This is a genomic window from Spirulina sp. CCNP1310 (assembly GCF_034932185.1).
Taxonomy (GTDB): Bacteria; Cyanobacteriota; Cyanobacteriia; order Cyanobacteriales; family Spirulinaceae; genus Spirulina.
This window is the reverse complement of record NZ_JAYGHW010000068.1, coordinates 31,492-43,268: the sequence shown is the minus strand read 5'-3', so window position 1 is coordinate 43,268 and position 11,777 is coordinate 31,492. Positions and strand designations below refer to the sequence as shown.

The 11,777-nt window shown below is 51.9% G+C and carries 10 protein-coding genes and 2 pseudogenes; 6 read left to right on the top strand and 6 right to left on the bottom strand.

Annotated elements, in window-relative coordinates; all coding sequences use genetic code 11:
- The first annotated feature begins 48 nt into the window (after positions 1 to 48).
- From fbp to opcA, 4 genes are all read left to right on the top strand, one after another.
- The gene (fbp, locus tag VB712_RS12415) at positions 49 to 1,125 is read left to right on the top strand and encodes a class 1 fructose-bisphosphatase (protein ID WP_323255122.1); all 1,077 of its coding nucleotides are present in this window, start codon (positions 49 to 51) and stop codon (positions 1,123 to 1,125) included.
- A 126-nt stretch (positions 1,126 to 1,251) separates the two neighbouring features.
- Positions 1,252 to 2,403 carry a transaldolase gene (tal, locus tag VB712_RS12410; RefSeq protein WP_323255120.1) on the top strand — a complete coding sequence of 384 codons (1,152 nt, stop codon included), beginning with the start codon at positions 1,252 to 1,254 and terminating at the stop codon, positions 2,401 to 2,403.
- Positions 2,404 to 2,427: 24 nt separating this feature from the next.
- Complete coding sequence (zwf, locus tag VB712_RS12405) at positions 2,428 to 3,957, top strand: glucose-6-phosphate dehydrogenase (RefSeq protein WP_323255118.1); 1,530 nt, start codon at positions 2,428 to 2,430, stop codon at positions 3,955 to 3,957.
- A 114-nt stretch (positions 3,958 to 4,071) separates the two neighbouring features.
- On the top strand, positions 4,072 to 5,439 hold the full coding sequence (opcA, locus tag VB712_RS12400) for a glucose-6-phosphate dehydrogenase assembly protein OpcA (protein ID WP_323255116.1): 1,368 nt from the start codon (positions 4,072 to 4,074) through the stop codon (positions 5,437 to 5,439).
- A gap of 178 nt (positions 5,440 to 5,617) precedes the next feature.
- Here opcA and VB712_RS12395 read toward each other — a convergent pair whose 3' ends face one another.
- On the bottom strand, positions 5,618 to 5,785 hold the full coding sequence (locus VB712_RS12395) for a type II toxin-antitoxin system PemK/MazF family toxin (protein ID WP_323255147.1): 168 nt from the start codon (positions 5,783 to 5,785) through the stop codon (positions 5,618 to 5,620).
- Between the two features lie 87 nt (positions 5,786 to 5,872).
- On the opposite strand from VB712_RS12395, the pseudogene VB712_RS20510 reads away from it, so the two are divergent.
- Positions 5,873 to 6,195: pseudogene (locus VB712_RS20510) on the top strand (hypothetical protein); the annotation flags it as partial.
- Positions 6,196 to 6,267: 72 nt separating this feature from the next.
- Here VB712_RS20510 and VB712_RS12390 read toward each other — a convergent pair.
- The 5 genes and pseudogenes from VB712_RS12390 to VB712_RS12375 all read right to left on the bottom strand — a co-directional run.
- Positions 6,268 to 6,432, bottom strand: a pseudogene (locus tag VB712_RS12390) (type II toxin-antitoxin system PemK/MazF family toxin); the annotation flags it as partial.
- Positions 6,420 to 6,680: an AbrB/MazE/SpoVT family DNA-binding domain-containing protein gene (locus tag VB712_RS12385; RefSeq protein ID WP_323255111.1), complete on the bottom strand. Its 261-nt coding sequence runs from the start codon at positions 6,678 to 6,680 to the stop codon at positions 6,420 to 6,422. The pseudogene VB712_RS12390 and the gene VB712_RS12385, both read right to left, overlap by 13 nt.
- 128 nt (positions 6,681 to 6,808) lie before the next feature.
- Positions 6,809 to 7,051, bottom strand: coding sequence for a PIN domain-containing protein (locus VB712_RS20505; protein ID WP_416236334.1), 243 nt, complete (start codon positions 7,049 to 7,051; stop codon positions 6,809 to 6,811).
- Positions 7,048 to 7,308: a hypothetical protein gene (locus VB712_RS12380; protein WP_323255110.1), complete on the bottom strand. Its 261-nt coding sequence runs from the start codon at positions 7,306 to 7,308 to the stop codon at positions 7,048 to 7,050. The genes VB712_RS20505 and VB712_RS12380 overlap by 4 nt, the downstream gene beginning before the upstream one ends.
- 56 nt (positions 7,309 to 7,364) lie before the next feature.
- Positions 7,365 to 8,108 (bottom strand): Uma2 family endonuclease, encoded by a 744-nt coding sequence (locus VB712_RS12375; protein ID WP_323255108.1) that lies wholly within the window; start codon positions 8,106 to 8,108, stop codon positions 7,365 to 7,367.
- A gap of 221 nt (positions 8,109 to 8,329) precedes the next feature.
- On the opposite strand from VB712_RS12375, the gene VB712_RS12370 reads away from it, so the two are divergent.
- Positions 8,330 to 11,734, top strand: coding sequence for an ATP-binding protein (locus VB712_RS12370; protein WP_323255106.1), 3,405 nt, complete (start codon positions 8,330 to 8,332; stop codon positions 11,732 to 11,734).
- Positions 11,735 to 11,777 lie beyond the last annotated feature (43 nt).

Sequence of the window (11,777 nt, the reverse complement as noted above, 5' to 3'; positions counted from 1 at the left end):
TCCATCAGGGGGGTTGCGCCCTTAGCCAACAGCAGCGGAGGGCCGACGATGGTCGTTTCAGATCCCATACCAGCCGAATATAGCCTTGATCGAGATTGCACTACCCTGTCTCGCCATGTTGTCCAGCAACTGGTGAAAACGGGGAAAGCGGCCTCGCTCCTGGCACCAGAGGCTCAAGATATTAGCGCAATTATGGGCCGTATTGCCCTGGCGGGGAAATTGGTGGCCCGTCGCCTCAGTAAAGCGGGGTTGGTGGAAAATGCCCTGGGCTTTACCGGGGATGTCAATGTGCAGGGGGAATCCGTGAAGCGGATGGATCTCTATGCCAATGAGGTGTTTATTTCAGTGTTTAAGCAAAGTGGGTTGGTGTGCCGTCTCGCCTCAGAGGAGATGGAAGACCCCTATTACATCCCGGAGAATTGCCCCATTGGCCGCTATACGCTGCTCTATGACCCCATTGATGGCTCCTCCAATGTGGATATTAACCTCAATGTGGGGTCGATTTTTTCCCTGCGGCAACAGGAAGGCGAGGATCTCGATGGCAAGGCGACCGATCTATTACAGTCGGGCCATAAGCAGTTGGGGGCAGGCTATATTCTTTACGGCCCTTCGACGATCTTGGTTTATTCCGTCGGGGATGGGGTGCATTCCTTCATCCTTGACCCCAGTTTGGGGGAATTCATCCTCACGGAAGAATCGATCCAAATTCCCCCCCATGGCCCGGTGTATAGCGTCAATGAGGGGAATTTTTGGCAGTGGGAGGATTCGATCCGGGATTATACCCGCTATGTCCATCGCCATGAGGGCTATACGGCTCGCTATAGTGGGGCGTTGGTGGGGGATATTCACCGCATTTTGATGCAGGGGGGGGTGTTCTTGTATCCCGGAACACGGCAAAAACCGGAGGGTAAGTTACGCTTGCTCTATGAGTCTGCGCCTTTGGCATTTTTGATTGAGCAGGCGGGGGGCCGGGCGAGTACCGGCACGCAGCGGTTAATGGATGTGATTCCCCAAGCGTTGCACCAGCGCACGCCTTTGATTATTGGTTCTCAGGAGGATGTGGAGTTAGTGGAATCGTTCATTCAAGATCATCACCGACGGCAGGGGGCTGAACAGGATGGTTAGGGTTTGAGGGAGGAAAGAGGAAAAAGGATAGAGGATAGAGTGACGTTTAATGTTTGGTGTTGGGTCTTGTTTGTCTTCCTTTAAGCCTTTGAGGTTGACTGTAGTTCTGATGGGAGTTTTTGAGAAATGACGATCGCCAATCCGATCCAACGTATTTTTGAAGATTATGGCCAGAGTATCTGGATGGATAATCTCAGTCGAGATTTGATCCAGTCTGGGCAGTTGAAAGAATTGATTACGTCCCGAAATATTTCGGGGATTACGTCGAATCCGGCAATTTTTGAAAAGGCGATCGCCGGTAATGCCATCTATGACGCAGACATTGCGGCGGGGATTAAAGCGGGGAAATCCATCACGGAAATTTATGAGGCTCTCGTGTTTGAAGATATCCGCGCCGCCTGTGATGTGTTTGAGTCGGTGTATGAATCTACGGGGGGAAAAGATGGCTATGTGAGCATTGAGGTTCCCCCCACCATTGCCGAGGATACGGAGGCGACGATCCGCGAAGCCCTACGGTATGCGGCGGCGATCGACCGCCCCAATGTAATGATTAAAATTCCGGGGACGGCGGCGGGGTTGCCAGCAGTGACGGCGGTGATTGCGGCGGGGATTAGCGTTAATGTCACGCTGTTGTTTTCGGTGCAAAGTTATATTGAGACGGCTTGGGCCTATATTGCGGGGTTGGAGCAACGCCTTGCCACGGGTGAACCGATTGATAAAATCGCCTCGGTGGCCAGCTTTTTCCTGAGCCGCATTGATAGCAACATTGACGATCGCCTCGATGCCAAAATTGCCGCCACCGCTGACCCCGCTCAACAGGCAAAGTTAAAGGGGTTAAAGGGGAAAGTGGCGATCGCCAACGCCAAAATTGCCTATCAGCGGTATAAGGAAATTTTCGGGGGCAATCGTTGGGGGGCGATCGCCCCCCAAGGCGCAACGATTCAACGCCTCCTCTGGGCCAGCACCAGCACCAAAAACCCCGAATACAGCGATGTGATGTATGTGGATGAACTGGTGGGGCCGGATACCGTGAACACGCTCCCCCCCAACACCATCGAAGCCTGTGCTGATCACTGCAACCCCGCCAACCGCATTGAGAGCGATCTCGAAGCCGCCCAGGCCCAACTGGCCAGCCTTGCCGATCCTGACGTGGCGATCGACCTTGATACTGTCATGGCGGAACTGCTAAAAGAAGGCATTGATAAGTTTGTCAAACCCTTTGAATCCCTCATGGCCTCCCTTGAAGCCAAAGTTCAACACCTGGCCCCCGTCGCCTAAACCACCCTAACCATCCCTCAATCCATGGTCACATTACTCGAAAACCCCCTCCGGGTCGGCCTCCAACAAGAGCGCACCCCAGAACCCTCAATCATCATCATCTTCGGAGCCTCCGGCGACCTCACCCAGCGCAAACTCGTTCCCGCCCTCTACCAACTTAAACAGGAGCGGCGACTGCCCCCTGAAGTCACCATCGTTGGCGTGGCCCGTCGGGATTGGAGCCATGATTATTTCCGGGAGCAAATGCGCGAAGGCGTGGAGCAGTTCGGCACCGGCATCGGCAGCGAAGAGGCTTGGCAAGACTTTGCCGCTGGGCTGTTTTACTGCTCCGGTAATATGGATGAGCAAGCCAGCTATCAAAAACTCAAGCAGTTCTTAGCGGAACTGGATGAAACCCGCAAAACCCGGGGCAATCGCGTCTTTTACCTGGCCGTTTCCCCCAACTTCTTTAAACCGGGGTTACGGAATTTAGGGGCAGCGGGGATGATTGAAGACCCGATAAAAACCCGTGTGGTGATTGAAAAGCCCTTTGGGAAGGATTTGGGTACGGCAAAATCCTTAAATCGCGTTGTTCAACAGGTTTGTCGAGAAGAACAGGTCTACCGCATTGACCATTATTTAGGCAAAGAAACCGTTCAAAATATCCTCGTTTTCCGGTTTGCTAACGCCATTTTTGAACCGCTGTGGAATCGACAATTTGTCGATCATGTGCAAATTACCGTGGCGGAAACCGTTGGTGTAGAAGACCGGGCGGGGTATTACGAAACCTCCGGGGCCTTGCGAGATATGGTGCAAAACCACTTGATGCAATTGTTAGCCATCACCGCCATGGAACCTCCCAATTCCCTCGAAGCTGATGCGATCCGCAATGAAAAGGTGAAGGTTTTGCAGGCGATGCACTTGGCGGATATCCACAATTTGGAGCGATCGGCGATCCGGGGGCAGTACGGCCCCGGTTGGATGAAGGGGCAACCGATCCCCGGCTATCGTCAAGAACCCAATGTCAATCCGGAATCCCTCAATCCGACGTTTGTGGCGATGAAGTTGATGATTGATAACTGGCGATGGAAAGGAGTTCCCTTCTATCTGCGCACGGGGAAACGGCTACCGAAAAAGGTGACGGAAATCGCCATTCAGTTTAAAGAAGTTCCCCTGTTAATCTTCAAATCCGCTGCCCAACAGACCAATCAAAACATCCTCGCGTTGCGGATTCAACCCAATGAAGGCATCGCCCTCCGGTTTGAAGCGAAAATGCCGGGGCCGGATCTGCGCACCCGCACCGTCGATATGGATTTCAGCTATGGCTCCTCCTTTGGCATGGCCACGGCGGACGCTTACCACCGCCTCCTTCTTGATGCGATGTTAGGGGATCAAACGCTGTTCACCCGTGCCGATGAGGTGGAAGAAGCTTGGCGCGTCGTTACTCCGGCCCTCAGTGCTTGGGAGGCTCCCGCTGATCCCAGCACCGTCCCCCAATACGAGGCGGGTACTTGGCAACCCCCCGAAGCGGAATTCTTGATGAACCGCGACGGCCGCCACTGGCGCAGACTTTAACCCTTGCCTGGTTGATGCCTTCCAATGCCCTGACGAGGAGAGTGCACCAACGTCCACACAACGAACCCTGTTCCCTGTTCCCTGTTTCCCATTCCCTATTCCCCACTTCCTACCATGACCACCACTTCCCCCCCCCTCGTCCCTATCCAAGCCCCCAAAGATGTCTCCCTCGATGACATTGAGGCTTCGCTTCAGGAGATTTGGCAGAGCTATAACACGGGCGATGATGGCCTGTCGGCAACGCGGGCCACAACCTTTAGTTTTCTGGTCTATGAACCCGATGGTACACAGCATTATCTGTCGGCTTTAGGGTTCTATAGTGGCCCCATTGACGGCATTAAGGGCCACCGTACCGAGGCGGCGATCAAGGCGGCCCAAAAAGCCTATGGTTTGGAGGTGACGGGCATTGCGGATGCGGTGTTTATGACGCGGCTGCAAACGGAGTTTAATAACCTGGTGGCTCTGGATAAACAAACCCCCGAAAACCTGCGGACGGCGGCCCAAGCTCCAGACTTGGAAGGGGCAGGCATTGCGGATGCGATCGCCGCCTCTAACCCCTGTCGCATTGTCACCCTCTGCCCCACGGTGGGAGCCGATGAAGGGGTATCGGTGCAGGTGTCTGCCTATTGCCCGATCCAAAAACGGGGGGGCAGCACGTTGATCTGTTGTGAATACATCACGTTGCGGGGGACGGCGGCGGCGCTGGAGCGGATCGGCGGTGTCATTTCGGCATTAATGATCCCCGAACTGCCTAAGTTCATTTGGTGGAAAGCCACGCCCCAACCGGATTATCCCCTCTTTGAACGGTTGTCCCAATATTGTGACTGTTTAATTGTCGATTCCAGCAGTTTTGTCCAGCCAGAGGTGGATCTGCTCTCTTTAGGGCAATTGTTGAAGGAGCAGTTAGTCGTGGCGGATTTGAATTGGCGACGGTTGGCCCCCTGGCAGGAGTTGACCGCTGAGGCCTTTGATCCCCCCGAACGGCGCAATCACATCTGGGAAGTGGATCAGGTGGTGATTGACTACGAAAAGGGCAATCCGGCCCAGGCTTGGATGTTCTTGGGTTGGCTGGCCAGTCGTCTGCAATGGACTCCCATGAGCTACAGCTATGAAGGGGGGGATTATGATATCCGTCGGGTGCAATTGCTGGGCAAACATCAGCGCATTGTTGAAGTGGAATTAGCGGGGATTCCCACCGCAGACTGGGGGGAAGTGCCGGGGGATTTGATCAGTTTAAAGCTGGCTTCCACGAATCCGAAAGCCGATTGTGGAACGGTGCTTTGTTCAGAAACCACGGGCTGTATGCGCATGGAAGCCGGAGGCGGGGCGCAATCCCTGCGGATCAATCAGGTTTCTTCCTTGACGGATCAAAAAACGGAGCAGTTATTGGGGCAACAGTTGCAACGCTGGGGCCAAGAGGTGTTGTATAGCGAAAGCATGGCGATCGCCCATAGCATCTTGGCCTTGGGTTCGTCAGATTAGGGGAAAACCTCGCCCATGGGGTGGGCAATAAATTGTTGCTCACCCTTGCATCGCTCACCAGAGGAATGGCGATAGTTGATGTTTGGTGTTTTCCCTTGCGATCGCCTAGGGTGAGGTTAGGAGCGATCGCCCCTTGGGGTTTGGGTGATGGGGGGAGAGGCAACGTTCCCTACTTCGATCATTCGGCAAACATCTCAGCCAAAGTATCCAAAACTCGGCCTTGCTCATCTTGACTAATTTGACCCAGTTTTTTCACCAATCGAGTCTTATCAATGGTGCGAATTTGATCCAGAACAATTTGCCCATCCTTACGAAAATAGTGCGGGAGTCTGAAAGCCCCGTCAATTTATTGCGGGGATGAAAGACGACACGAGCGACTTTAGTCGCCGTTTTGGGCCAGTCATGTTATGCTAATTACATTGTATTTCAAACGTCTAGGAACTATAACAAGGCTAAAAACCGACAGGCCTGGAAGCATTTAAGGGTAAGCAGGCAGCGTAATGAGTAGGCGGATTGCCTACTGCGTCGTCCAATCTAACGATTTGGTCGCCTGCGTAGACGCGAAGCGGCGCGCCGAAGGCAGACTTGAATGTGGAGGGGTTGGTCTGTGATCGGCATCTGGCCAAGTCAGTAGTGAAGCGGGTTTGTATCCTGCGCCTTGGACTAACTACCGTGGGGCAAACGGGAAGTTATACGCTTGGGGAGATTGGGCCTCTGGCTGGGTTGGAGCAATCCTGCTCAGTTAAGTCCGGTTGATGAACCAAGAATCCCCGTCGCTTTAGCGCGGGGAGTGTCAACCTGAAATTGACAGGCAATTCGCGTCGGTTAGCCTTTCCCCTTTGTCGTCATTGGCGCAATAATCACCGTGGCAATATAACAGTTCATCTCATCCGGTGAAATAATCACACAGGGTCGCGTCTTCTGAATTTCACGACCCACTGTGGGGTCAAGACTAATCCAAAAAACGTCAAAACGCTTAACTACCACTCCCATTCAACTTGCTCCCAATCCGTACTGCTGACTGGATCAAGAAGAACATCATCCTGTTCTGTCGCCATGGCAGCAAAAGCTTGATCCCAGCCCGTGCGTAGCCGTCGTGCCGTGCGAATCGTGAGATGATCCCCCTCCACTTCAATTTCAACATCCGTCTGAATACCGCTTTGCTCCAAGAGCAGTTTAGGAATACGCACACCTTGGGAATTGCCAATTTTAACGATTCGGGTTCTAATCACTGCGCTCATCCTGAGATCATCCCTCAATCGAAATGTGATTACATTGTACCCACCCTCTCAAGGATCATCAAGGGCAAAGTGGCCTCATGGACAAATTCTCAGAGAGGAGCAACAGATGGGTTAAAACCGCAGGGCTTTCAAGCTATCGGGATATTCCGTAACTTGGCCAGCACCTCATCTTGCAAATATGCTGCGATCGCCCTACGTCTATGTGAATCTGGCAACGATGCCATACCGTAATATATTTCGTGATACACCACTGACGCTGTAGCAATATACCGCTGGTTTTCTTGGATTTTCTGGATCACGCTTTGATTCGGCTGTGGTTTCAACGGCTCAGACAAAATATTTGTATCGAGCAGAAACCGGAGCGAACTCATAGAACAACCTCACGTCCCGGTGATGGGTCGCGAACCCCCAAGAACACCTCATCTGGATTAATATCCAAAGACTCGATCTGCCACTTCTGGCGGAATGTAGAGAGTCCATCACCGAACAAGGCTAATGTTTGACGATCAACGGCTGTGGACTGGTGAATTTCTTGCGTTTGCAAAAACTCAGCAAACTGTAAGACTGTTTGTTGATTGATCTCAGTCAAGCTACGTAAAACTTGGATGACCTTCAGTTCAACTGTCATGGTAAGATTGTTTCCTCCCTATACTCAAACTAGAATAGTAGCGCACCCTTCAAGTATCACACCCCATCCGGATCAACCCCCAACTCCCGCAACTTCGCCCGCAGCCGCTCTACTTTTGCCTCAGCCTGCTTCGCCCGCAATCGCTCCTGTTCGGCCCGCAGTTGTTCCTGTTCCCGTGGCAGCAAAACCAACTGCTCATTGGGGAAATAAAACCGCAACCAATCCGTTGTTTCTTGCAACACTTGACCCTGCCAAATCCCCAACCATAGCCCCAAGGCCTCACACCATAACCATCCGCTTTCATTGGGCTGTAACGTCACAAACGCATTCCCCTGCCGCTCCCAACCTTGCAGCGAATTAGCATTAAATGGGTCAAATACAAAATAATGGCTGGTGCTAAAACGTTGTTCGTAAATTGCTTTTTTGGTGGTCAGATCAATTTCTGCGGTTGAGGGTGACATTAACTCCACAATCACATCCGGATACTTGCCATCCTCCTCCCAAATGACCCAACCTTGACGCTCTTTTTCGCCATCTACATTGAGCGCCACAAAAAAATCCGGGCCACGGAAATCGCGGTTTTTAATCTGCGCCAAACTGTAATAGACAAACATATTACCGCTGGCATAAAAATCCTCACGGGGCGCGAGGGCTGCATAAACTGAATCGATGAGCAGGTTCATCGCAAGACGGTGACGATTACTTTCCAAGGGTACTCCATCATCAAAAACGAGATCAGTGGGGGGTAACTCCGGAACCCAAATATCAAATTCATGGGTTGAGGTTGTGGGCGGAGTCATGGGGGTTTGCTCCAGTTATTTTGCACTACTTCGATTCTAGCGTGGAATCCGCATTGCCAGCCCTAGAGCAGTTCCCCGATTAAACGGATCAGGGATTTTTCCCCAGAAGATCGAAGTGAGGAATAATGTAGCCTTTAAGCCCCCTTGCCTGGGTTGCTTTCCTGATGTGTCGCCATTATTCTCAAGTTCATTGACCTGTCTCCAGCCCTCTCTGTCCCATCATGACCTCATCACAAACCCTCCCCCTCAATCGCCTACCGCGTCAGTTAAGTGTGTTGGAAATTTGGGGGTTTGCCCTCAGCGGCTTGTTGCTGTGGCTGGGGCCGGCTCCGGCGATGAATGCAGAATTGGGGCCGCAAGCAATTTGGGTGTGGATTCCGGCGGCGATTATTGGCGTTTTGCTCAATCTCCAGGTGAAACGCCTGGGGCATTATCTCCCCAATATGTCCGGCGGAACCCCCAACTACACCACCCATTTACTCCGTCGTCATCCCTTTTTGGCCCGCTATGGGGCGATCGGTTACTTTCTTGGCTGGGTTTCCGTACCCGCGATGAATGGCATTATCCTGACAGAATTGATTGCTGCCCAACTGCAACCCCTCGGCATTGAATTTCCGGAAACAGCCTTGAAAATTACATTCACGGCCATTCCCTTCATTGTGGCCCTGAGCGGAACCCGCGCCTTGGGAATTTTACATCTGTGTTTTGTGGTTCCGGCGGTGGGGTTTATGGTGGTGCTCTGTACCCAAGGCTTAGGCTGGCTCGCTGTGGCTCCCCACAGCCCCAGCTTTTTCCCGGAGGTTTGGGGGAGCTTTTCCCTGCCCCTCTGGGCGAAATGGTTTTTTGTGGCGGTTTATGCCGCCTATGGCTGTGAAACCGCTTCTTCTTTTATTGCGGATAATCGTAAACCGGAGGCTTCACTGCGGAGCTTAACGTTTGCGGCGGTGCTGTTGCCCATCGTTTATATTGGCGGTTCTTGGTTGTTGATGCGGTTAGCGACAGATCCGGCCTTGGAAAGTAATGCGTTTTTGCAGTTGACGGCGGTGGCTCGGCCGGTGTGGGGGCCATGGGCGAGCTTGGTGGTGACGTTTTTGATTGCGTCGGCTTGTTTACTCAGTTCGGCGACGGCGGTGAGTAATACGGCGCGTCTGCTTTATCAAATGGCCTTAGATGGTTATTTATCGCCGCTGTTTGCGGTGGTTTCCCGTCAGGGGGCCTTTGGGCCGGGGGTGTTGTTTACCCTAGCGTTGAGTGTGTTGTGTTTGCTTTGGGGCAATGTGGCCTCGGTGGTGATGGTGACGGGGACGGGATACCTCTGTGGGATGATTGCAATTCATTTGGGGTTGTGGTTGCGACGGCAAGATCCAGAGGTGTTTTTGCCCCGTTGGGCGTTGCTGTTTTGCGGGGTGGAAATTTTGGTGTTGATTGTGGGGGGGTTGGCTTGGAGTGTGTCCGAGTTGGTTTTGGGGTTGTGTTTGCCGTTGGTGGTGCTGGGTTTGGATCGTTTGATTGCGGTGATGCCGTTTGCGCCTTTCCGGGTGCAGTGGTGGGTACAAAAATATCGGGTTAAGCCCTCGCAGGATTTTAAGAATTTTCTCGCCATTCAAATTGCTGTTTTGATTGGCTTAATTGCCCTGGCCACAACCGTGGGCTGGTATTTCTATTTAGAAGAGACGGCGGCGGGGCCCATGGGGGCGATGGTTTCCCATTCAATGCTGTTGGTGTTGTTGCTGGTGATGACGTTTGGGGGGGTGGCGATCGCCTGCTGGACAAGCCTCCCCCAAGCTACTGCCCTGATTGAAGCGCGGGAACAATCGGAACTGTTGTTTTTAATTGCCCAGGATGCGATCGCCGTCTTGGATGAAAATGGCCTGATTCGCCAAGTCAACCCCGCCATGACCCAACTGTTTGGGCGGCAAGCCTTTGATCTGGTGGGGCAGCGGCTCAATACTTGGCTCCATGATCTGCCCCGGACTGTGGAAAACTGGCCCCAACGCAGTGAACAAACCCTACACCGGGAAGATGCCACGTTAATTTTAGAACTGTCCACCTCGGCACTCAAAAATGTCGATATCCAAGAGCACGTCGTTATTCTTCGTGACATTACCGAACAAAAGCAGGCAGAATCTGCCCTGCGCTACTCCGAAGCCCAATTACGAGAACAGGCTCAACAGTTAGAAATGCGCGTCCGGGAACGCACCGCCCAACTCCAGGAAGCGAAGGAAAAAGCGGAAGTGGCCAACCAAGCCAAAAGCGAATTTCTCTCTAACATGAGCCATGAACTGCGCACCCCCTTAAATGGCATCCTCGGTTATGCTCAAATTCTCCAGAAGGGAGAAACCCTTTCCCCACGGGGGGCAAAGGGGGTAGAAGTGATCAACCAATGTGGCAATCATTTACTCAATTTAATTAATGAAATTCTCGATCTCGCCAAAATTGAAGCCCGTAAACTCGATTTACAGCCTAAAACTGTGGCTTTTCCGACCTTTCTAGAAGGGGTGACAGAAATGTGTCGCGTTAAGGCAGAGCAAAAGAGTTTGACCTTTGTTTATGAGCCGATGGCAGCGTTACCCGATGTTTTGGAACTGGATCAAAAACGCCTCAATCAGGTTTTAATTAACCTCATTGGTAATGCGATTAAATTCACTGATGCGGGAACAGTGAGCCTCCGGATATATCCTCAATCCCAAGAGGATTTTGCTCGGATTCGCTTTGAGGTAGAGGATACGGGGATTGGCATGACCTCAAACCAACTGACCAAAATTTTCCTCCCCTTTGAACAGGTGGGGGATCTGCGTAAGCAAACGGAGGGGACGGGGTTGGGCCTTGCCATCAGTACACAAATTGTCGAATTAATGGGAGGAACCCTAGAGGTTCGCAGTAAACCGGGTCAAGGCACAACTTTTTGGTTTGAGGTGGATTTCCCCTTGGGCCACGATTGGGTTGCATTGGCGGAGGGTAAGACTGATGATATTATCACTGGTTATCATGGCCCCATGCGCAAGATTTTGATTGTTGATGATCGTTGGGAAAACCGCTCGGTGATTGTTAACCTCTTGGAACCTTTGGGGTTTGCGGTGGTGGAGGCGGCGGATGGCCAGGCGGGGTTGAATGTGGCACAAACCAGTAAACCGGATTTGATGATCACAGATTTGATGATGCCGGTGATGGATGGCTATAAAATGTTACGGTTATTACGCCAAACCCCAGGATTGAAAAATATTCCGGTGATCGCCTCTTCAGCGAGTATTTTTGAAAGCAACCAAAATGAAAGCCTGATGGCAGGAGCCAATAGTTTTCTCTCCAAACCAGTGGAGGCGATCGCCCTCTTCACATTACTTAAACAACATCTGAATTTAGATTGGATTTATGACCATAAATCCATTACCCAAAGCACCGTTAACCCGATTTCTTTTGATCCCGATCCTGAAATCATCCCTCCGCCGCCCAAAGAGGTAAACAATCTCTATCAATTGGCCATGCAAGGCCGGCTTAAAGCTCTACAAACAGAAGTAACAAAATTAAATGGTGAATATACGGCTTTTGCGGAAAAAATCAACAGTCTTGCTCAAGGCTTTTACGTAGAAGAATTGCAAAGTTTTATTGCGCAATATCTTGACAAATAATCTTGAAAAGATAGAAGTTTTCGTCCCCTTAACAGCGGATAAC

Bases quoted from the DNA above. Each gene is read 5' to 3' on its own strand.
- VB712_RS12370 (WP_323255106.1), top strand. From the start codon at position 8,330: ATGACCTCATCACAAACCCTCCCCCTCAATCGCCTACCGCGTCAGTTA.
- zwf (WP_323255118.1), top strand. From the start codon at position 2,428: ATGGTCACATTACTCGAAAACCCCCTCCGGGTCGGCCTCCAACAAGAG.
- opcA (WP_323255116.1), top strand. From the start codon at position 4,072: ATGACCACCACTTCCCCCCCCCTCGTCCCTATCCAAGCCCCCAAAGAT.
- VB712_RS20505 (WP_416236334.1), bottom strand. From the start codon at position 7,051: ATGAGTTCGCTCCGGTTTCTGCTCGATACAAATATTTTGTCTGAGCCG.
- VB712_RS12380 (WP_323255110.1), bottom strand. From the start codon at position 7,308: ATGACAGTTGAACTGAAGGTCATCCAAGTTTTACGTAGCTTGACTGAG.
- tal (WP_323255120.1), top strand. From the start codon at position 1,252: ATGACGATCGCCAATCCGATCCAACGTATTTTTGAAGATTATGGCCAG.
- VB712_RS12385 (WP_323255111.1), bottom strand. From the start codon at position 6,680: ATGAGCGCAGTGATTAGAACCCGAATCGTTAAAATTGGCAATTCCCAA.
- fbp (WP_323255122.1), top strand. From the start codon at position 49: ATGGTCGTTTCAGATCCCATACCAGCCGAATATAGCCTTGATCGAGAT.
- VB712_RS12375 (WP_323255108.1), bottom strand. From the start codon at position 8,108: ATGACTCCGCCCACAACCTCAACCCATGAATTTGATATTTGGGTTCCG.